Source organism: Lacinutrix salivirga (genome assembly GCF_053604675.1).
This window is the reverse complement of sequence record NZ_JBSHNP010000100.1, coordinates 31,905-54,428: the sequence shown is the minus strand read 5'-3', so window position 1 is coordinate 54,428 and position 22,524 is coordinate 31,905. Positions and strand designations below refer to the sequence as shown.

At 32.4% G+C, this 22,524-nt stretch carries 18 protein-coding genes and 1 pseudogene; 5 read left to right on the top strand and 14 right to left on the bottom strand.

The genetic code is table 11. The features are described 5' to 3' along the window. The first annotated feature begins 11 nt into the window (after positions 1 to 11). Positions 12 to 917 carry a thioredoxin family protein gene (locus ACVC5O_RS06420; protein WP_452220646.1) on the top strand — a complete coding sequence of 302 codons (906 nt, stop codon included), beginning with the start codon at positions 12 to 14 and terminating at the stop codon, positions 915 to 917. Between the two features lie 82 nt (positions 918 to 999). Here the strand turns inward: ACVC5O_RS06420 and ACVC5O_RS06415 are convergent, their stop codons facing one another. Next, entirely contained in the window at positions 1,000 to 1,884 is an 885-nt protein-coding gene (locus tag ACVC5O_RS06415; protein ID WP_452220645.1) for a hypothetical protein, read from the bottom strand. Positions 1,885 to 2,073: 189 nt separating this feature from the next. Here ACVC5O_RS06415 and ACVC5O_RS06410 point away from each other — a divergent pair, with 189 nt between their 5' ends. Genes ACVC5O_RS06410 through ACVC5O_RS06400 form a run of 3 tightly spaced genes read left to right on the top strand, consistent with a single transcriptional unit; the run spans position 2,074 to position 6,128 of the window. Further along, positions 2,074 to 2,586 (top strand): RNA polymerase sigma factor, encoded by a 513-nt coding sequence (locus ACVC5O_RS06410; RefSeq protein ID WP_452220644.1) that lies wholly within the window; start codon positions 2,074 to 2,076, stop codon positions 2,584 to 2,586. Positions 2,587 to 2,633: 47 nt separating this feature from the next. Then, the gene (locus tag ACVC5O_RS06405) at positions 2,634 to 3,542 is read left to right on the top strand and encodes a FecR family protein (RefSeq protein ID WP_452220643.1); all 909 of its coding nucleotides are present in this window, start codon (positions 2,634 to 2,636) and stop codon (positions 3,540 to 3,542) included. A gap of 3 nt (positions 3,543 to 3,545) precedes the next feature. After that, positions 3,546 to 6,128, top strand: a complete 2,583-nt coding sequence (locus ACVC5O_RS06400) for a TonB-dependent receptor (protein WP_452220642.1) — start codon at positions 3,546 to 3,548, stop codon at positions 6,126 to 6,128. 7 nt (positions 6,129 to 6,135) lie between these two features. Here ACVC5O_RS06400 and ACVC5O_RS06395 read toward each other — a convergent pair whose 3' ends face one another. The 7 genes from ACVC5O_RS06395 to ACVC5O_RS06365 form a co-directional block, all read right to left on the bottom strand. Further along, on the bottom strand, positions 6,136 to 7,905 hold the full coding sequence (locus ACVC5O_RS06395) for a MutS-related protein (RefSeq protein WP_452220641.1): 1,770 nt from the start codon (positions 7,903 to 7,905) through the stop codon (positions 6,136 to 6,138). Between the two features lie 2 nt (positions 7,906 to 7,907). Continuing rightward, complete coding sequence (locus tag ACVC5O_RS06390; protein ID WP_452220640.1) at positions 7,908 to 8,861, bottom strand: M28 family peptidase; 954 nt, start codon at positions 8,859 to 8,861, stop codon at positions 7,908 to 7,910. A 93-nt stretch (positions 8,862 to 8,954) separates the two neighbouring features. Next, positions 8,955 to 9,701: a succinate dehydrogenase/fumarate reductase iron-sulfur subunit gene (locus ACVC5O_RS06385; RefSeq protein ID WP_452220639.1), complete on the bottom strand. Its 747-nt coding sequence runs from the start codon at positions 9,699 to 9,701 to the stop codon at positions 8,955 to 8,957. Between the two features lie 9 nt (positions 9,702 to 9,710). Further along, a complete protein-coding gene (locus ACVC5O_RS06380) occupies positions 9,711 to 11,708 on the bottom strand; it encodes a fumarate reductase/succinate dehydrogenase flavoprotein subunit (protein WP_452220638.1) in 1,998 nt (665 codons plus the stop codon). Between the two features lie 15 nt (positions 11,709 to 11,723). Then, positions 11,724 to 12,410, bottom strand: coding sequence for a succinate dehydrogenase cytochrome b subunit (locus ACVC5O_RS06375; RefSeq protein ID WP_452220637.1), 687 nt, complete (start codon positions 12,408 to 12,410; stop codon positions 11,724 to 11,726). 97 nt (positions 12,411 to 12,507) lie between these two features. Next, the gene (locus ACVC5O_RS06370; protein ID WP_452220636.1) at positions 12,508 to 13,758 is read right to left on the bottom strand and encodes a hypothetical protein; all 1,251 of its coding nucleotides are present in this window, start codon (positions 13,756 to 13,758) and stop codon (positions 12,508 to 12,510) included. A 117-nt stretch (positions 13,759 to 13,875) separates the two neighbouring features. Continuing rightward, positions 13,876 to 16,713 carry a WD40/YVTN/BNR-like repeat-containing protein gene (locus ACVC5O_RS06365; RefSeq protein WP_452220635.1) on the bottom strand — a complete coding sequence of 946 codons (2,838 nt, stop codon included), beginning with the start codon at positions 16,711 to 16,713 and terminating at the stop codon, positions 13,876 to 13,878. A gap of 173 nt (positions 16,714 to 16,886) precedes the next feature. Between ACVC5O_RS06365 and ACVC5O_RS06360 the strand changes: the two genes are divergently transcribed. Then, the gene (locus ACVC5O_RS06360; protein WP_452220634.1) at positions 16,887 to 18,179 is read left to right on the top strand and encodes an aminopeptidase P family protein; all 1,293 of its coding nucleotides are present in this window, start codon (positions 16,887 to 16,889) and stop codon (positions 18,177 to 18,179) included. Between the two features lie 77 nt (positions 18,180 to 18,256). On the opposite strand, the gene ACVC5O_RS06355 is transcribed toward ACVC5O_RS06360, so the two are convergent. The 6 genes and pseudogenes from ACVC5O_RS06355 to brnQ form a co-directional block, all read right to left on the bottom strand. Further along, positions 18,257 to 18,643 (bottom strand): cupredoxin domain-containing protein, encoded by a 387-nt coding sequence (locus ACVC5O_RS06355; RefSeq protein WP_452220633.1) that lies wholly within the window; start codon positions 18,641 to 18,643, stop codon positions 18,257 to 18,259. Between the two features lie 34 nt (positions 18,644 to 18,677). Continuing rightward, on the bottom strand, positions 18,678 to 19,238 hold the full coding sequence (locus ACVC5O_RS06350; protein WP_452220667.1) for a carboxymuconolactone decarboxylase family protein: 561 nt from the start codon (positions 19,236 to 19,238) through the stop codon (positions 18,678 to 18,680). A gap of 42 nt (positions 19,239 to 19,280) precedes the next feature. Continuing rightward, a pseudogene (trxA, locus tag ACVC5O_RS06345) lies at positions 19,281 to 19,577 on the bottom strand (thioredoxin); the annotation flags it as partial. A 171-nt stretch (positions 19,578 to 19,748) separates the two neighbouring features. Further along, on the bottom strand, positions 19,749 to 20,126 hold the full coding sequence (locus ACVC5O_RS06340; RefSeq protein WP_452220632.1) for a DoxX family membrane protein: 378 nt from the start codon (positions 20,124 to 20,126) through the stop codon (positions 19,749 to 19,751). A 238-nt stretch (positions 20,127 to 20,364) separates the two neighbouring features. Further along, complete coding sequence (locus tag ACVC5O_RS06335) at positions 20,365 to 21,207, bottom strand: helix-turn-helix domain-containing protein (RefSeq protein ID WP_452220631.1); 843 nt, start codon at positions 21,205 to 21,207, stop codon at positions 20,365 to 20,367. Positions 21,208 to 21,221: 14 nt separating this feature from the next. Further along, positions 21,222 to 22,523: a branched-chain amino acid transport system II carrier protein gene (gene brnQ, locus ACVC5O_RS06330; protein ID WP_452220630.1), complete on the bottom strand. Its 1,302-nt coding sequence runs from the start codon at positions 22,521 to 22,523 to the stop codon at positions 21,222 to 21,224. Position 22,524 lies beyond the last annotated feature (1 nt).

Below are 22,524 nucleotides of genomic sequence, written 5' to 3'. Positions count from 1 at the left end.
ACCGAACTATTATGAAATTAAAAGTACTAATTTTTTTATTTATGAGCTTACAATATGGTGTCGCTCAAACTAGTAATCAAGAAGTTATAGACGATAAAGGTAAAGCAAAACTTTTAGGCGTAATAAATAAAGAGGGCTTAAAAAAACCAGCTTATGCAGAGTGGTTTAACAAAAATTATAATGATTACGCTGTAAATAAAACTATTGTAAAACAACTTAAAGCGTCTTTAAACCATTATACAATTAAGGTGTTTTTAGGCACTTGGTGTGGAGACAGCAAGCTAGAAGTACCACGTTTTTATAACGTATTAGAAACCGCAAAATTCCCAACAAATCAACTAGAAGTTATTGCTTTAGACAATACTGAAGACGCTTACAAACAAGGTCCAAATGGAGAAGAAAAAGGCATGAATATTCATAGAGTGCCAACATTTATTCTTTACAAAAACGGAAAAGAAGTAAATAGAATTGTTGAGCATCCAAAAGAAACTTTAGAGCGCGATCTCCTTAAAATTGTAACTAATAAGCGTTACACACCAAATTATGTTGCTGCTAATTATTTACAAAACGAATTAGAAACTAAAGCTTTAGATACGCTAAAAAAGGAAACTACTTTTCTGGTTTCTATGCTATCAGAATACACTAAAGGCAGTAGAGAGTTAAATACATTAGGCTATGTGTATTTAAGAGCTAAACAGTATGAAAAAGCATTATTTGTGTTTAAATTAAACGCGCTTATTTTTCCTTATAAATATACTGTTTACGATAGTTTAGCTGAAGCTTATTTTGTGATAGAAAATTATACTGAAGCGTTAAAGACGTATTACAAAGTATTAAGTTTACAACCAGACGACAACAATGCTTTAGATATGGTAAAGAAAATAACTGAATTACAAAGGAAAGCCAAAGAATTATAAAAATCCTTCGGCTCTTCCTGCTATTAATCAACTAACTAACCCTTAACTACCTAGTGATTATATTGAGTTTTGACTATAACTTTTAGTTATAACACGCGTCTAAAATAGCGTCAAACTCTTCGTTACTATTTACAGTTTGTTGTGTGCCATCTTCAAGCTCTACAGTTACAGGATATGATAATGCAAATCCAGCTGTTGTTGGATCAAGCGACTCTAAGTAAGTCCAAAAAGCATCATCACTATCAATAGTTACAACTGTACCATTATCTTCTACTAAAGTAAGTGGATATACTAATTCAAAACAATTTACTTCACAATCTGTACAATCTTCATAACCATTACAGTCATTATAAATAGAGTCAAACGCATCAGCATCTTCAACAGTTACTGCAGTTCCATCTGCAAGAGTTCCTGTAATTGGGAATACAAATGATACTACATCTGGTAATGTGTAAAAATCTTCTTCAGAGTTTGCAGTATATTCAGTACCATCTTCATCTACAACTGTTACTGGATAACCAAGTATAAAACAGTTATCGTCTCCGCTACCACCTTGGATATCACAAGCTTCAATTAATGCAGCAAATTCGTCTATTGTCGCTATAGTTTGTACTGTTCCATCACCAAGAGTAACATTAAATGGATATTCTATTGCAAAATTTCCTCCTTGATTTTGACTTTGTAAATAAGCTGCTAATTCTGCATCATTATTAACAACAGTAGATGTTTGACCATCTGTAAAAGAATATGGATAATTAATTACAAAACATTCGCCATCTTCTGAGTTAAGAAAATCTTCTTCTTGGTTTGTAGTTGCAGCAGTTCTTGCATAACTCGTTAAGTTTTCAACTAAAGTTACAGGTGCAGCTGCATTTTCTGGTTGTAAATCGATGTCTTCGTTGTTGTCTTTTGTACAAGATGTAAATACTAATACAAAAACGAGTGCTAATTTTAATACGTTTTTCATTTTGGTGTAATTTTAAGTTATTATTTGTTTTATAAGGCCGTTACAAATTATAAACAACGCAGTTTTAATTAACCCTACAAAAAAACTGACTTTTTTTAAAATAGTTATTTAAACCTCTGTTTTTCAATTGTTTAATGATTTAAAAAAAATTACATAGCTTTGATTTTTATAAATGTCATAAGATACATAATGTCAGAATCTAAAAAATCTATATGCGAAACTAATCATTTTGAAGCGCTTTTTAATGAGCACTCAAAAACCTTAAGAAATTACATGTATTATAAATGTGGTGATAAAGATTATGCTGAAGATATTGTGCAGGAGGCTTATATTAAATTATGGAATAACTGTGCAAAGGTTGTTTATAATGAAGCATTATTTTTTTTAAAACGGATTGTCAACAATACCTTTTTAAATAAAGTAAAGCATGATAAGGTTAAATTAAATTACAGCAAACAAAAAGTACAACAAGTTAATATCCAAAGTCCAGAATTTGTATTGGAAGAAAAAGAGTTTATGGCAAAACTAAAAGCTGTAATCGAAAGTTTACCAGAAAAACAACGCGAGGTTTTTTTACTTAGTCGTATTGATAAAAAAACCTATGCAGAGATTGCAGCACTTTTAGACCTCTCTGTTAAAGCAGTTGAAAAAAGAATGAGTAGTGCACTAATAATAATGAGAGAAAAAATTGGCAAGGTATAAAGTAGGGTATTCTATTTTTAAGTTGTTTATAAAGTATTAAAGCGAATATGAAAGAATTAGACATTAACGAAAACGAATTTTTAGCACGTTGGCTAGACAACCAATTAACGCCTGAAGAGGAAGAAGCGTTTAAAAAAACAGATGCTTACGCTACCTATAGTAAAATTAACGAGTATGCTCAACATTTAGAGGCTCCAGAATACAATAAAGAAAAGGTATTTAAAAACATACAATCAAAAACCACAAAACAAACCAAAGTTAGACGGCTATCTTTTGGTTGGGTTTCTGGTATTGCTGCATCTATTGTGGTATTACTCGGTGTGTTTTTCTTATTACAAAATAACGACACGCAATACACTTCTGGCTATGGAGAGCAATTAGCTGTTGTTTTGCCAGATGGTAGTAATGTAACCTTACATGCTAATTCTACACTGTCTTTAAATGAAGATGACTGGAAGGATGGTAAACGCAATTTAAACTTAAAAGGAGATGCCTATTTTAAAGTCGAAAAAGGCTCATTATTTGCAGTAAATACAGCACATGGTAAAGTTGAAGTGCTCGGAACTCAATTTAACGTTAATGCGCATGCTAATAATTTAGAAGTAAAATGCTACTCTGGCAAAGTACGCGTAACAGATAATTTAAATGAACGTATTTTAACAAAAGGAAAAGCCATTAGATTAATTAATAATACGACAGAAGCTTGGACGTTTGACACCCAAAAAGAAGCAGTAATTTCTAATCAATTTGCGTTTAATAATTCGCCATTATCTAAAGTGTTTGCCGCTTTAGAAAATCAATACAATCTTTCGTTTACTAACAAAGACTCTTTTGGCAACAAACGGTTTACAGGTCGTTTTTCTAAAACCTCTAAAGACGAAGCTTTACAAACTGTTTTAGAAGCCATGAATATAGATTATACTATAGATAATAATACTGTTAAGCTTACTAAATAATGTATGAAACACACTGCATTCGCCTTACTTTTAACACTATTAGTTTCTGTTTGTAATGCGCAGCAAGTAACACCTAAACCTTTTACAGACCAACCTTTAAATCTTATTTTAAAACATATTGAAAGTGCTTACGATGTTGCATTTTCTAATGATGCTAGCCTAATCGAAAACACTAGTTTAAGTCTTACTGTTAAAGGTAGTTTGCTACAAAATCTAAAAAAAATAGAAGAGTATTCTGCTCTTCGATTTAAAAAAATTGGTACTAAAAGTTTTATAATTCAAAAGCAAAGCAACACTCAAATTGTAAATATTTGTGGTTATATTAAAAGTCAATTTAGTAAACTTCCTATTGAATATGCTTCGGTTTACACATCAGATAAAAGCAAACATGCTATAACTAATAATGAAGGTTTTTTTTCAATATATGGATTACAACCAAACCAAGAATTAACACTTCAAATATTAGGTTTTAAGACTTTAAAAATTGTTGCCTCTAAACCAAATACAACAACTTGTAATACGTATTTTTTAATTGAAGACACTCAAGATTTAGACGAAATTATAATTACTAATTACCTCAATAACGGATTTACCAAATACAAAGATGGTAGTATAAAAGCAAAATTAAACCAGATGAGTGTTTTACCTGGTTTAATAGATAATGATGTTATGCAAGCTGTGCAAATTATTCCTGGCGTACAAAGTCCAGATGAAACTGCTACAGGATTAAATGTACGAGGTAGTACATCAGACCATAATTTGATTTTATACGATGGTATTAAAATGTACCACTACGATCATTTTTTTGGGATGCTCTCTGCTTTTAATTCCTCTATTATAGATAATGTCGTGCTTTCTAAAAGTGCAAGTTCGTCTAAATACAGAAGCCATATTGCAGGTGTTGTAGATATAAAAACTCATAGTGATATTCCTGAAGAAATTGAAGCTGGTATTGGTACTAATTTAATTTTTGCCGATGCTTACGTTCGTACTCCAATTGGCAAAAAAACAGCTATAACAGCTTCTGCTAGACGCTCTTTTACAGATGCTTTTCAGACTGTAACTTTCGATGATTATTCGGATCACGTTTTTCAGAATACAAAAATTTCTGAAGTAAATTCTAATGTTTCAACTGAAACGCCTAAGAATAATTACTCGTATTATTTTGAAGATTATACTTTAAAAACGCTTCATAAATTTAATGACGATAGTAAACTTACTTTTAGCGGAATCTATTCGTTTAACGACTTAGATTTTAGGTCCTTGTTTTCAGAAATAAATCAAATATCCAACGATAAATTAAAAATTAAAAGTTTTGGCGCAACACTTAATTACCAAAAACAATGGACTGATAAACTGAAAATTTCTACCTCACTTACTTACTCCAATTATAATTTTGATTATAATGGCAATCAAATATTAGATGCTTTTTTTAACTATAATACAGTAAAGCAAAATGACATTAATGATTTTAATTTTTCTATAAATGCAAACTATACATTAAGCAAAAACAGTTCTATTGCAGCAGGTTACGATTATATTAATGACGAGTTAAGTTATACGATTGGCAACACTTCTGATGTGGAATTTGAAGATGATTTTAGGATAGAACAAAGCAACTCGCAAAACAATACGCATGAAGCTTTTGCAGAATATAGTTACAATAAGAATAAATGGAGTGTAAAAACAGGCTTAAGAACTTCTTACGTCAACAAGCTTAAAAAAGCATTTTTGCAACCTAATGTAAATATAAGATATGCGTTTAATTCTAAGTTTAGTTTGCAATTGCTTGCAGAACAAAAAAACCAATTTATTAGCCAAATTGTGGAGTTTGAAACCGAAAATTTTGGCTTAGAAAATCAAGTTTGGGTGTTGTCTGACGAAAAAACAGTTCCTGTTTTACAAAATAAGCAGGTAAGTTTAACAGGTATTTACAAGCAAAAGGATTGGTATATTGATACTGAGGTTTTTGTAAAAAAAAGTAGCGGAATTACCTCTTTAACCAAAGGGTTTAATAGAGAAATAAATAATTTTTCCGTTGGAAAAAATAAGGTTAAAGGTCTTGAAGTATTAGTAAAAAAACAATTTAACAATTTCTCCACCTTAGTGAGTTATGCTTTAACCTCTAATAAATCTCAATTTTTAGATCTTAATAGTGCGCAGCGTTTTGATGGTAATTTGGATATAAGACATTACCTGAGTGTTATTCAAAACATGAAAATTAATAGATTAGAACTCTCTGCTGGTTGGCGTTTTAGAACTGCGCGAGCCTACACTCCTGCTTTAGGATTATCAGGTGATAATGCAGATAATATTGCTATTAATTATGGTGAAATTAATAGTGCGAGACTAAACGATTATAATAGGTTTGATATATCCTCAACCTATAAATTTACACCATTTAACAACAAGAAGGTTAAAGCAAAGGTTAGTTTGTCTTTACTTAATGTGTTTAATAAGCGAAACGATATTAATAGATCGTATCGAATTGTTTTAGATTTAGACGATACTACTTTTAAACTTAGAGTACTCAATAAGTTTTCTATTACAAGAACTCCGAATCTATTGGTAAGGTTGGATTTTTAATACTCGTTTAAACTATCTCCATCTTCTTTAACAAGAAACTCGCATTCATATTTTGGCAAATGCCTTTTTTAAAGGTGTAATCAAAATACAATTCGTCGTCAACTATTTGTGCATCAAAATAGTAATTTTTAACCTCTTCTAATTCTTTTTCAATTTCACAAAGGCTTAAATCGTGTGTTGCAATAATTCCTGTAGCATCACTCGCAACTAATTTCTCAACAAATTTACGAGAGCCAATAGCTTTATCTGTACTATTTGTGCCTTTTAAAATTTCATCTAAAATAATGAAATAAGGTTCTTTTTGTATAGCATCTACAATACATTTTAAGCGTGTTAATTCGCTAAAAAAATAACTACTTTCATCGGTTAACGAATCGCTTGTACGCATACTCGTTATGAGTTTTACAGGATTATATACACTAGAAGTTGCACAAACAGGCAGTCCAATATTTGCCATAACAATATGTAAAGAAATGGTGCGTAAAAAGGTACTTTTCCCAGCCATATTTGCTCCTGTAACTATAAAAAATTCTTCATTATTAATGGTCACATCACTAGTAACTAGTTTTGCTTTATCTAATAATGGATGTCCTAACTGTTTTGCTTTAATAATGCTAGAGTCTTTAACGATATCAGGAAACACAAAATCTGGATGGTTAAAAGTATAATTTCCTAATGTGTTGTAAGCATCGAAAAAAGACACCACTTCAAACCAATCGTTAACCTTAGTATTATAGGTTAGTATCCATTGTTCTATTTTATAGGCATTTTTTATATCTGTTAAAAATAGTCCATTCCCAAAAATGGCAGAAATCAGGTTATTTCTATTATCTAAAGCATCAATAGCCTTAGAAAGTTCTGTAAAAATAAGCGATGCCTTTTTTTCTTCAGATTTAATTAATTGCTGTTTTTCTAGTAATAACTTAGAGGTAAATTTTTCGCTTTCAATTTCGTTTAAAAGTTGCGCATATTGCTTAAATGTATCTTTTACTTTATCTGTATTTGCTGCTAAGCTATTAATTTTTTTTAGGTATTTCCCTGTTAACGCTAAGCCTAATAATAACCAATAGCCTAAAATTTCGGGAGAGATTATTTTAAATAAAATAAGTCCAAACAACACTAATGTAGCAATAGAAAACACTAATGGTAACCATTTAATTAATTTTGGCATAAACGATTTATAATCTCTAAGCCAATCTGTAATAGTTTTAGCAGGTGTTTCTACTTTAATTAGACTTGCAATAGCGTTGTAATACTGTCTCCATTTAGGTTTAGCGCTCAACTCTTTAATAGCGTCTTGTTTAAGCGGAATGTTATTAATAGAATTGGCTAATAATAATGTTGCAAACTTGCTTTTGCCTTCAATTGTTGCTGTTCTGTTTATAAATTGAAAGAAAGAGCCTCTTCCAAATAAATCGATATCTAAACTATAATGATGCGTTGGGTTTTGAAACTCTAAACCTTCTGCTCTATTATAAAAATCACCTGAAGCAATATTTATTTCGTCAGTATTAATATGTAATAGTGCTTTATGAATAATATGTTTTTTTTTAATATCTGTGTATTTTGATAATAAATACACAAAACCAATACCACCAAATACAATAACAGCAACCATTATTTGCCAATTTGGATAACTAAAATAAGCTCCAATTGCTGTTGCTAAAAACACTAAAATTCTTGCTGTACTTAAGGCAGTTAGCTGCTTATAAAGTTTAGAGACTTCGGTTTTATAACGCTGTGCTTCTTGCTTATAGAAATTGTTAGGATTGTTCATAATTACAGCGTTGTGTTATCTAATTTTTTTAACACTTCTAAGATAGTTTGCACTGTATTTTGGTAAAATTCTGGATGAATATTTTCGAAATCGTCTGTTGGTTTATGGTAATCTTTATGGTCTTCTACTCCAAAGTAAATAAAAGGAATACCTGCTTTATGAAATGGCGCGTGGTCTGATGCAAATGTCCAATCGTCTAATCCATCTTTCCCATCATGACCTTTTATTAGTTTAACATTTCCAATACCTTTAGTTGCATCTATTGCAGGAACTAAAACTTGGTTATATCTGGTTCCAACAGCCCAAAGTTCGTTTTTATCGCTTCTGCTTATCATGTCCATATTAAGATTTAATACAAGGTTCCTTTGTTTTATAACATTGTCTTTTACAAAATATTTAGAGCCTACTAATCCTAATTCTTCCGCATCGAAAGCAGCTAAAATAACATTATGTTTTGGTGGGTTTTTCTTAAAATATTCGGCAAAAGCAATTAAACCAGCTATTCCTGAAGCATCATCATCTGCTCCATTATAGATTTGACCATTTTTTATTCCTTCGTGATCGTAATGTGCTGAAAGTACTATGTATTTTTTTGTATGTTTTGTACCTTTAATAACTCCGAGTATATTAATACCACTGTAGTCTTTACCTCTGGCTTTAAAATCGAAATGCTGCTCGAAATGAGCGTTTAATGGCGTTACACCTTGTTTGCTAAAGGCCTCAATTATATACGTTTTTGCTTTAAAAGCGCCTTCGGTTCCTGTTTTTCTGCCTTGATATTCATCGGAAGATAATTCTTTTACATGCTCTAAAAGCGCTTCTTGGTTATAATCGTATGTAACAGTAGTTTGAACTTCAATAACATTATTATTGTTGGCATTGCCTACAGATTTGTTTTTAGTTTTGCAACCAATTAACATTAAACTTAAGACTATTAATAATGATACTCTTTTCATAAATAAACTATTAAAATGTAAATTTAATTAAAAAACCCAAGCGAATTGCTTAGGTTTTTTATTGTTAGATTCCTGCCTTTACAGGAATTTATGTTATCCTTTTAAACTTGCGGCTAAGTACTCACGATTCATACGTGCAATGTTTTCTAAAGAAATACCTTTAGGACATTCTACTTCGCAAGCTCCTGTATTGGTACAATTACCAAATCCTTCTTCATCCATTTGTTTTACCATATTTAAAACTCTGTCTGTAGCTTCTACTTTACCTTGTGGCAATAAGGCAAATTGAGAGACTTTTGCGCCAACAAATAACATAGCAGATGAATTTTTACAACTTGCTACACAAGCACCACAACCAATACAGGTTGCTGCACTAAATGCATCGTCTGCGTCTTCTTTGTTTACAGGTATGGCATTGGCATCTATAGTATTACCTGAAGTGTTTACAGATATAAATCCTCCTGCATGCTGTATGCGATCAAAAGCCGTTCTATCTACTACCAAATCCTTTATTACTGGGAATGCAGAAGCTCTAAAAGGTTCTATAAAAATAGTATCGCCATCTTTAAACATTCGCATGTGTAGTTGGCAAGTAGTGACTCCTCGGTCTGGACCATGTGCTTCTCCATTTATGTATAGCGAACACGATCCACAAATACCTTCACGACAATCATGATCGAATGCAACTGGCTCATCACCTTTTTCAATGAGTTCGTTATTTAAAACGTCTAACATTTCTAGAAAAGACATATCTGGAGACACATCGTTGATTTTATAATCAACCATTTTCCCTTTATCGTTAGCGCTTGCTTGACGCCATATTTTTAACGTTAAATTCATAGCTTTTCTTTATTTATAACTTCTTTCTTTTACTTTAATATTTTCGTATGCTAACTCTTCTTTATGAAGTACTGCATCTTTAGGTTCTCCTTTATATTCCCAAGCAGATACATATTGAAATTCTTTACGACGCATTGCTTCACCTTCTGGAGTTTGGTATTCTTCTCTGAAATGTCCTCCTGCAGATTCTTCACGTTGTAAAGCATCTTTTGCGAACAGCTCTCCTAATTCTAAAAAGTCTGCTACACGTCCTGCTTTGGCTAATTCTTCATTAAATTCATTTGCAGTTCCAGGAACTTTAACATCCTTCCAGAATTCTGCTCTAAGTTCAGAAATTTCAGTAATTGCAGATTTTAAATCTTCAGCATTTCTTGCCATTCCACATTTATTCCACATAATTTTTCCTAATCGTTTATGGAAATAATCTACGGAATGCGACCCATTATTATTTATTAAGTGGTCTATGTTTTTACGTACTTCAGCTTCAGCTTCTTCAAACTCTTTGGTCTCTGTAGAAATTGGTCCTGTTCTAATATCGTTAGATAAATAATCTCCAATAGTATAAGGTAACACAAAATAACCATCTGCCAACCCTTGCATTAATGCAGAAGCTCCAAGTCTGTTAGCACCATGATCTGAGAAGTTTGCTTCTCCAATAGCGTATAAACCAGGAACGGTTGTCATTAAATTATAATCTACCCAAATTCCTCCCATTGTATAGTGTACTGCTGGATAAATCATCATTGGTGTGTTGTATGGATCTTGATCTACGATTTTCTCGTACATCTGGAATAAGTTTCCATATTTATTTTTCACCACTTCTTGTCCTAATTTTTTCACTAAAGCAGCATCGTTTACATCTAAATGTCTTACTGTGGCTTGTTCTTTACCATAACGTGTAATTGCCGAAGCAAAATCTAAAAATACAGCTTCTCCTGTTGCATTGACACCAAATCCTGCATCACAACGTTCTTTTGCAGCTCTAGAAGCTACGTCTCGAGGTACTAAGTTTCCAAACGCAGGATAACGACGCTCTAAGTAATAATCTCTATCTTCTTCTGCTAGATCTTTTGGTTGCAATGTTTTGTTTCTAATAGCCTCAACATCTTTTTTATGTTTTGGCACCCAAATTCGTCCATCGTTACGTAAGGACTCAGACATTAATGTTAATTTAGATTGATGGTCTCCTGAAACAGGAATACACGTTGGGTGAATTTGTGTGTAACAAGGGTTAGCAAAGTAAGCACCACGTTTGTGTGCTTTCCAAGCTGCTGTTACATTAGATCCCATTGCATTTGTTGAAAGGAAAAATACATTTCCATAACCACCAGTTCCAAGAACAACTGCATGAGCAGAATGACGTTCGATTTCTCCTGTAATTAAGTTACGTGTTATAATTCCTCTCGCTTTGCCATCTACTTTTACAACGTCTAACATTTCGTGACGGTTGTACATTTTTATTTTACCACGACCGATTTGACGGTTCATTGCAGAATAAGCTCCTAATAATAATTGTTGTCCTGTTTGTCCTGCTGCGTAAAAAGTACGTGATACTAACACTCCTCCAAACGAACGGTTGTCTAACAATCCACCATATTCACGTGCAAAAGGAACACCTTGTGCCACACATTGGTCGATAATATTAGCAGAAACCTCAGCTAAACGATATACGTTAGCTTCGCGCGAACGATAATCTCCTCCTTTTACGGTATCATAGAATAATCTATAAGTAGAATCTCCATCGCCTTGGTAGTTTTTTGCTGCATTAATTCCTCCTTGTGCTGCAATTGAGTGTGCACGTCTTGGAGAATCTTGGAAGCAAAATGCTTTTACATTATAACCCAATTCTGCTAAAGTTGCAGCAGCAGAGCCACCAGCTAATCCTGTTCCAACAACAATAACATCTATGTTACGTTTGTTAGCAGGATTTACTAAGTCTATGTGATTTTTATAATTAGTCCATTTGTCTGCAATTGGACCTTGAGGTATTTTAGAATCTAAAGCCATAAATCTCTCTGTGTATTAATGATTAAAAAAATGATAAAGTGCAATGAAGATAAAGCCTAACGGAATACCTATTGCATAAACTTTACTAAATCCTTTTAATCCTTTTGTGTATTTGTTATTTGCTCCAACAGATTGAAATGCGGAGTTAAAACCATGTAATAGGTGTAATGCTAAAAATATAAAGGAAACCACATATAGTGCGACTCTCCATCCATCTACAAATTTATGTTGTAAATGCTCTAAATATCTGTAACCACTATCTGTATTATTGGGATCTATTAATCCAGACATATCACCTTCAATAAATTTAATATTTATTTCTGGAAACCAAAAGTCGTAAAAGTGAAGTGCCATAAATCCTAAGATTGCTAAACCACTCCAAATCATATTACGACTCATCCAAGATGAATTTGCAGAGCCATTATTTTTAGCATAGCTAACTTGCCTTGCTTTTCTATTTCTAATTTCAAGTACAAATCCCATAACAAAATGGAAAATTACTCCCAAAATAAGTACTGGTTGCAACACATACTGTATTACCCAAAAAGTACCCATAAAGTGGGAAACATCATTAAAAGTATCTGGTGCTAATACAGATAGTAAGTTTATAGAAAAATGTTGTAGTAGAAATACCATTAGAAAGAATGCCGAAAGTGCCATGGCAAACTTTCTTCCTATTGAAGAATTTAAAATTCCGCTCATTATAATTGTAGTTAATTATTTGTAACACAAAGATAAGGCGCAACTCATACGCAAGCAAATTTTAAAAGATTTTTAAAATTATTTAGAATTGTTATAATTAAAAGTTGAATCGTGGGTTTACTATAGAGTTATAAATAGATCCAAATTGGTAGCTAAAGCCTATGTTTACCCAATAGTTGTAACCTGATTGCAATTGTTGTTGTTGTAGTAATAGCTCTTCTAAAGAGACATTTCCTGCAGGAAGATTAATTTGATTTCTTGTTATTCTATAATTTCCTCCTACATTAAAGTTAAATCCTTTAAAAACTCTAACGTTTGCTCCTAAATAAAAGCCTAAAGAGTATAGTTTAGTATCATGAAGATATTGATTAAAAGAAGCTTCTGCATTTAAGTTTCCCCATTCTTGCCTTAAACTTCCTCCTAATAATGCGGAGTGTTGCCAAAGCAACTCATTTACTTCCCCAAAAACAGAACGCTCTACATAATCATTATACCTTAATCCATTCCTGTAAGAGAATACAAGTTGTTTTTTTGCAGAATTTTCGTATTTAAAAAAATTATATTCAATTGCTGGTTGTAGTGTCCAATAGGCTTCATAATTACTAAATGTAGATGTTCCTAAACTTCCAAAAACACCATAAGACCAATGGTCGTTTATAGTTAAAACATCACTTATATTTAAATACTTACTGTTATTAATTGCTATAATATCTTCATCATCGTAAGTGAAAGTAGATTTGTTTTCACTAAATCCAATTCGCATAGCAAATTTGTTATGTTCTGTTACTCGGTTTGCTCTAACATTAAAATTTAAATTGCCAGATTTGTTAGATTCTTGTCCATTAAAATACCCACTAGCTGCAAGTCTAAATACCCAATAATTCCAAGGATCTTTTACTTCAATTTTTTCTTCCTCATCTACAGGTTTTGGTACAGAAACTGTAACTTCTTCTATAGATTTATTGGCTATCCAAAAACGTACTAATCCTAATTTTATATACTTTAATATTTCGTTTCTTACATCATCACTGGTCATGTTAGAGTCTGTAAAAAATTGTAGCTTGTAATTTATAGCTTCAAAATCTGTTTTGCCAATAAAATCAATTTCGTATTGTCTTCCTCCAGACCCATTACCTTGTGTGACAAAAAACAAATGAACATCTCCTAAACTTTGATCTCTAACAAATTGAACATTACCAAGGTTTTGTTTAATGTATGTGTTATCACAAACATTACAATCTAAAAATACTTTTAGTTCGTCATTTTCGTCTATTTCTATTAGGGTTTCTTGAGCAAAAACAATTCCAACAGAAAATAATGCAATAAAAATTGCAGTATATTTTAGCATTAATAATTAGTTTAGTTGTAACGAAAGTAGCTTTATTAATAAAAGTGATAAATCATTTTAGTTTATTTTAACATAAAGCTCTAATAGTAATAACTCTACATTTAACTTATTATTACATTATTCTACTTCAAAACTTGTTTTTTCAGAATCTATTTGAATGAAATATTTTCCTTTTGGCAGATAGTATTTTTCGTTTTTAGCTTGGTTTATATCTATACTAGTATTTTCATTTAACAATTTTTTTCTGCCTTTATCAGTAATTGACATGTCGTAGTCAACATAGTTAAATCCCTTGTCAGCTTCAACAGTAATTGTATTTAATACTGAACTATTTTCCGATAAAATTTTAACCTCTTTTTTTGCTGAAGTATTTGAGAAAAACTTAATAGTCTTAGTTGGAGAGTTAGCTTCAAACCATTTACTCCAAGAACTTCCCCATCGAGGAGAAAACTGAACATTTTCCGTAGCAAAAAGTGTTATACTTTTGTTTAATACACTTTCGTTCATTTGTTGTAGTGGCTTTATGTTGGTTTTGTAAATGCTTCTGCCATGTGTACCCAACAATAAATCATTTTCTGTATCGTGTAACACAATATCGTGCACTGCAACTGCTGGTAAATTTTTAGAAAATGCTTCCCATTTTTCACCTTTGTTAAAACTTACATAAGCACCATTATCTGTTCCTAAATACAAAATGTTTTCGTTTACAACATCTTCTTTAATTACATTTACAGGAGATTTTGGAATATTAGAGCTTATATTTTTCCATGTATTTCCATAATCTTCCGACATATATACATATACATTAAAATCATCCCATCTATAGCCATTTAATGTTACATAAACGCGCTCTTTTTTATGTTGGGAAGCAATGACTCTGGTTACCCAAAGGTCTTTAGGGAAACTATTAGAAATATTTTGCCAGCTTCCTCCAGCGTTTTTGGTAACGTGCACCAAACCATCATCACTACCTGTATAAATTAATCCAAACTCAAAAGGCGATTCGCTTATACTTGTTAGTGTTCCGTAAGCAACATTTCCTTTTTTTCCTCCTTTTGTGAGGTCATCACTTATGGCTTTCCAATCGTCTCCTCTATTCATGGAGCGCATTAATTTATTTCCTCCTAAATAAAGAATATCTTGATTGTGCGACGACAATAAAATAGGAGTTTGCCAATTAAAACGGTATGGATTTTCGCCAAGTTCGTGCTTTGGCTGTATGTATTTTTGGTCTTTGGTTTTTCGATTAATTCTATAATAATTTCCAAATTGATATCCTGTATATACAATATTAGAATTGCGTTTATCTATTTGTACATGCATACCATCTCCTCCCATAATGCTTTCCCAAGGATGTTGGCCGCTTTGATGCCAGGCTTTATTTTGCGAGGCATTGTTTGCTCCAACCCAAACGCCATTATCTTGCAATCCACCATACACATTGTAAGGTTTTTCGTTATCTACGTTTACAGTGTAAAATTGACCAACAGATATTACATTTAGCTTTTCCCAACTTTCGCCATCGTCGTAACTTATATTTAATCCTCCATCATTACCATCTATTAAATGGCCCGAAACTTTAGGATTTACCCAAAGCGCTTGGTGGTCTGCATGTACATTTTCTCTACTAATGGATGTAAATGTTTTTCCAGCATCTTTAGACTTTAAAATAGGGACTCCCATTACATAAATGCCGTTTTTATCTTGTGGATCCACACGTATTTCTCCAAAATAGTAACCATAACTATAATACAAATCGTCCAAAAACTCGCTGTGCGTTTTTTTCCATGTTTTTCCGCCATCTTCACTTTTAAACACCTCAGCTCCAATTACAGGAGAATCAAAAAGCATAGAGTTCGCATCTTCTAAATATTTAGCAAGGTCAATAGGCTTAACGTGTCCGCTACGTACCATGTGTTTTACATTTTCGGATTTATATTTTTCTTGGAAACCATTAGTTTTTAAAAAATTGTTTAGTTTTTTGTCTTCAAGATTTAAAAACGCAGCAGTACTCATGGTTTTAAAATCGTCCTTTTCTAAGCCTCTTTTAGATTCTTTGGCTTCTAATGGTCGCCTAAACTGGCTATCGTGTAGCGCGTAAATAGTGTTTTCATCGTAAATTGCCAATCCTATTCTACCAACACCTTCTCCTGTAGGGAAACCACTAGCTTTTGTAGAGATTTTTTGCCAAGTTTCGCCAGCATCTGTACTTTTATATATAGCAGAATTGTTTCCGCTTCCTGTAAAATTCCATGCTTTTCTATCTCTTGTCCACGAGGAGGCAAACATAATATTAAAGTTATTTGGTGCGTGTTGTACATCTATAATTCCGCTTAAATTATCAACAAATAACGTTTGCTTCCAGGTTTGTCCTCCATCTGTAGTTTTATAAATGCCACGTTCGTTATTTGGCGAATATAAATGTCCAATTACACCAACAATAACCTCGTCTGGGTTTTTTGGGTTTAAAAGTATGCGTCCAATATGGTGCGAATCTCTTAAACCAACATTTGTCCAAGTTTTTCCGTTATCTGTAGATTTTAAAATGCCTATTCCTGCGTAACTAGATCGCGAGGAGTTGTTTTCTCCTGTACCAACCCAAAGTGTTCTATTTTGCCAATCTACAGCAATATCTCCAACATTTTGAGTTGGTGAGCTATCTAAAACTGGTGTAAATGATGATCCATTATTAATTGTATGCCAAACACCACCAGAAGCGTAACCAACGTAAAATTCTGTAGGATTATTTGGGTTGACATCAATATCTACCACACGACCACTCATTACTGTTGGTCCAATATTTTCAAAAGGAATATTTTTTACTAAAGACTGTGCTTTTAATTCTGCTTTTTGCTCTAAGGCTTGTGTAATAACCTCAGGATTTGTTGCTGGTTGTTGTGCTTCAGATTTAAAAATACAGAAGAAAAATACGATAATAAGAATTTTAAATTTCATAGAGATAACTATTAAGACCTTGAAGGTAACGATTATGTTAAATATGAACAAAACTGAAACGCTTTTTAGTAATAAAATGTTATTTTTACAACTAGATACTTTTCCGCTTGACGGGAAATTTAAATACACTAACAAGATTCCCATTTTCAGGGGAATTAAAAACAATTTTTTAGATGAAATACCACCAAATAGACAACAAACTCTTTATAAAAAACCGTAAAAATTTCGTTTCGCAAATGAAGCCTAACAGCCTTGCTGTTTTTAATTCTAACGATATTTATCCTGTTAGTGCAGATAGCACAATGCCTTTTGAGCAACACAGGGATATTTTTTATTTAAGTGGTGTAGATCAAGAAGAAAGTATTTTAATGCTATTCCCAGATTGTCCAAATCCTGCAAATCGCGAAGTGTTGTTTTTAAAAGAAACTAACGAACATATTGCAGTTTGGGAAGGCGAAAAATTAACCAAAGAGGCTGCTTTAAAAACTAGTGGAATTAAAACTGTGTACTGGTTGCAAAATCTCGAAAAAGTGCTTTTTGAAATGATGACGCAATGCGATACAGTATATATAAATACTAATGAGCATTATAGAGCAAATGTAGAAACTCAAACGCGCGAAGACCGTTTTACAGAATGGTTAAAAAATAAATATCCAGCACATAGTGTTGCAAAAAGCAATCCAATTTTACAGCGTTTACGCTCTGTAAAAGACCCAATAGAATTAGACCTTTTACAACAGGCTTGTGATATTACCGAAAAAGGATTTCGCCGCATTTTAAATTTTGTAAAACCAGGGATTTGGGAGTTTAATATTGAAGCCGAATTTATGCACGAGTTTTTAAATAACCGCTCTAAAGGGTTTGCTTACACACCAATTGTGGCTTCTGGAAACAATGCCAACGTGTTACACTATATAGAAAATAACCAGCAATGCAAAGCAGGCGATTTAATCCTTTTAGATGTTGGTGCAGAGTATGCCAATTACTCTAGCGATATGAGTAGAACTATACCTGTTTCTGGTAAATTTACTAAGCGACAACGCGAAGTTTACGATGCTGTAAATAGAGTAAAAAACGATGCTACTAAACTATTAGTGCCTGGAACACTCTGGAAAGAATACCATGTAGAAGTTGGCAAATTAATGACTAGCGAATTATTAGGCTTAGGCCTTTTGGATAAAGCAGACGTAAAAAATGAAAATCCGGATTGGCCAGCTTACAAAAAATATTTTATGCATGGCACGTCACATCATATAGGATTAGACACACACGACTATGGTTTACTACACGAGCCAATGCAAGCCAATAATGTGTTTACTGTTGAGCCTGGAATTTATATTCCTGCGGAAGGATTTGGAATTAGATTAGAAGACGATGTTGTAATCCAAGAAAAGGGAGAACCATTTAATTTAATGCGAAATATCCCAATTGAAGCAGAAGAGATTGAGGATATTATGAATGGGTAGATTTACATAAATTTAATTAAAAAAAGCGAGCCTCACAGCTCGCTTTTTTACTACTATTAATCAACTTAATCTACAAACTACTCTACTACTAAAGTATATTGTGGTGTGTTATTAAAAGGACAGAAATACTTATAAGTTCCTTTTGTAAGTGTTACTGCTTTAGACGATTCTGTTTTACCATGTTTTACCATTTGAGACACGTATGCATCTGCAATATGATTTTTTGGATCTTCACCATCTTTTCCTGCTTCTATTAATACTAATCCTACTTCTGGAGCAGCATCTGTATTAGTTACATTAAACACATAAGTACCTTCGCTTAACGTTAATGCTTTTTGTGTAAACTCACCTTTTGTTTGTTCTAAAGCTACAGTTTTAACTGCTGTTTTTTTATTCATTTTGTGTTGTGCAGTAGCTGTAAATGTGAATGCTACTAAAAATAATCCTACTATTAAATTTTTCATTGTTTTGGGTGTTTATTGTTTATATATGCTCTAATTAGTTATTTGTTACTGTAAATTTTCCTGTTTCTACACTAGGGAAATCGACTTCAGTTTCGGCAATATGATTTACATAATTTGTAAGTGTGTTGGACACAACGTTTAATACAATTTCTAAAATATCGCTATCGTTGTAACCTGCTTCTTTTACTGCTTTAATAGCGTCGCTAGAGACTTGACCTCTATTTTTTGTTACTGCTTGTGCAAATTGTAATCCTGCTTGTGTTTTAGGGTCTGCAGCAATACCTTGTCGGCTTAATTCGGTTTGCTCGTCTGTTAAACCATTCATTTTTCCAATTGCTGTGTGTGCAGATAGGCAATAATTACATGCGTTTTCTTCTGCAATAGCAAATGCTAATTGTTCTCTAAATTTGCTGCTAAAGTTTCCACTGGCTGTTAATTCGCCTAAACTTAAATAGGTTTGTAATGTTGCAGGAGAGTTCCCAAATACTTTAATTAAGTTTGGAATAAAGCCTACTTTATTTTGTACAGCATTAAATAATTCTTTTGATTTTCCTGTTGTTGTTTCTGGGTTTAATGTTTTGATTCTAGTTTCCATTTTTTCTGTTCTATTAGTTGTTATTTTTAAATTGTTTATTTTTTCTCTAAGCTCTTTTTCTGTAATTAGCCCTGTATGTCTATCTGTAATTTCCTCGTTATTAATAAAGACTAGTGTTGGGATACTTCGTACTTTAAATTGTGCTGCCAATGCTTTGTTTTGATCTACGTTTACTTTTTTAATAATGACGTCGTTTTGAATTTCTTCTGCTAACTTGTGTATTGTTGGTAGTAAAGTTTGGCAAGGTCCACACCAATCTGCATAAAAATCAAGTACAACGTTTTTATTGTTTTGTATTGTTGTTTTAAAATCTGTTTGGTTTAATTGTATATCCATTTTTTTGTGTTTTTGTTTAACACTACAAAGATGTAACGAGAACTGGCTTTAAAAAATGGACAAAAGTTCCTAACGCTTGCACTTAAGTTATTGTTAACAGAATAAAAATCTTTTTAAACTAAAAACCCAACGCTGTTAACGTTGGATTTTAGCTTGATAATAATTTTTGTGTGTTTATTCTTTATGATTAAGCGCTAATCCTGCTAGTGAGAATAGTAATGCTACGTGAATCATTATGTTCATCCAATTTCCTGATGGAATGTGGACTAATACTAAAGCCATTAACATAATGAATGCTAAAAAGGCATAGGCTTCGAACATTTTTTTGTTTACTAATAATAATATTCCTGCTAGTAATTCTAGTGCTGCAAGTATTGCGCCTACAATATAGGTTCCTGTGTCGCCTAAAAAGGCAAGACCGCTAGATTTTAAAAAATTGGCCATGTTTTCTAATCCAACGCCTCCTAAAAATCCTTCGATAAATTTTTCTAGTCCGCCCCAAACAAATAATAGTCCAAATCCAATTCTAATTAATAAGTTTCCGTTTTTCATTGTTGTAATAGTTAAGTTATACTTTGTTTTAAATTCTTTACAAAGATGCGACTGTGTTTAGCTATTAAAAATGGACAAAGGTTCTCAATGCTTGGACTTATCTAATTTTAGAGGGTTTTATTGGGTTTGGGACTTGTAATTACTGCGTGAAGGATGGAAATGGCATCCTTTTTTTGCTGCCATATATGGCAAAAAAAGATATAATGGACAGCCTGACCTGCAAGGTCACGCCAAAATTTTAATGCTCTTTTTTAAACTGAAGTGGTGATTTTTGGGTTGCTTTTTTAAAGTAGCGCGTAAAATAGGCTGCATCGTTAAATCCTAAATCGTAGGCTATGTGTTTTACAGACTCGTTGGTGTAAATGAGTTGACGTTTGGCTTCGAGAACGATGCGGTTTTTTATAAAATCGCTTGGTGTTTGTACGCCTGTTTTTTGAAAATGCTTGGTTAATGATTTTGGAGAAAGTCCTAATCTGTTGGCATAATCCGTTACTGTGTGTAGTGTTTTGTAATTTTGCTCTACTAAAACGCTAAAGTCTTTAAAGAGCTTGGTTTCTGTATCTTCCTTGATAGTGTGGTGTTCTTTTTTTACGCGTACTGCATGTATGATGAATTGTTTGAGATAGGTTTGAAGCATATCGTATTTTGCAGGTGCATCCTCGCGTTTAAACTCGTCTATTAAGCTATCTAAAATAAACTGAAGCTTTTGCGTATCGCTTTCAGAGGGTTTTACAAAAGGGGTTTCGTAAACGTTATTAAAGAGAATTCCGTTGCATGCGACTTCTTTATCGTGTGTTTGAATACAGTAAAAATCTCTAACAAAATTGAGTTTGTAGGCTTGTTTTATTTTTTCGGAATCTACAGAAAATACTTGTCCTGGAGAAAGAAACACCAACACATTGCTGTTAAATGTATAGCTTTTAAAATCGATGTTATAAGTGCCTTTACCTTCTTTTATCCAATAGACACTATAGGTGTTTATTTGTTCTGGTTTGTTAAACACACAGGCTTTTTCAAATTGAACAACACTTAAGGAAAATATGTTTTTATAAGAATATTTTTTAATGTCTTCTACAGCCATGTTTAATATGTAAATTAATGAGATGTAGTTTTAGTCGTAAAATTTTTAAAATTTAACACTGTAAAGAGAATTAAAGCTGGCAAAACCCAACCTAAACTGTGTTTTGCAAATGGAATGCTATTTATTAGCTCGGTTAAGCCTTTTGAAGGCATTATAAAATTTAGCACATCTGGAATACTAAACAAAAACGTAGTAACTACAACCACTCTAAATACAGTTTGCGAAGCAAATTTTTGATGTATGGCATTAAGTAAAATAAGTACAATTGTTATTGGGTAAATAAACAATAATACTGGTAATGCAATGACTATAATGGAGTTAAAATCTAATTGTCCAACAACTACACCAAGCACACAACCAACTATTGCTGTTATTATGTAAACGGTTTGCGAATTATTTAAAAGGCCTTTAAAATAATCTGCTGTACCAGTAATTATACCAACTGCTGTTGTAAAACAGGCTAAAGAAATTAAAATACTTAATACTGTGTTTCCAAAAGCACCTAAACTTGCAATACTAATACCTCTTAATAAATTTGCACGTTGCATATCGCTACTTAAATTAGCGTTTAAATCGATTTCTGATCCATAAAATGCGCCAACCGAAATTAAACCTGCATAAATAAGAAACAACCCTAATCCTGCAATGAATCCTGCTTTTTTAATGAGTTGTTTTTTCTCTTCAAAAGGTGCTTTTGTTTTTAAATTTATAGAGATAATTATTACTGCTCCTACTACAACTGCTCCAATAGCATCAAAGGTTTGGTAGCCTTCTAAAATACCACTTACTATTGGTGCTTGAAAAGTTGATGGATTTGTTACCATTGAGGTTGAAAACAACCCAATACCAATAACTAGCATTAACATAATAACTATAAAAGGCGTGAGGTATTTACCAATTAAATCTAATATTTTAGACCGATTAAGTACAAAAACAAGCACCAAAATAAAATAGATTGCACTTGTTAATAATGGCGTTGTCCCAAAGGCTGGATGGATTGCAATTTCGTGCGTGGCTGCTGCTGTTCTAGGCGAAGGGATAGCAACTGCAATAACATAAATAAGGATGCAATACATAAAACTAAATGGTTTAGATACTTTTTTACCAAAATCGAATAAAGTACCTTGTAGTTTAGAGTGTGCAATAATACCTATTATAGGAATTACCACTGCAGTAATCATAAAACCAATGGCTACCCAAAACCAATCACTACCTGCATTATAACCTAATAATGGTGGAAGTAGCAGGTTTCCTGCTCCAAAAAATAAAGAAAATAAGGCGAAGCTGGTAACTAGTAAATCTTTTGTTTTTATCACA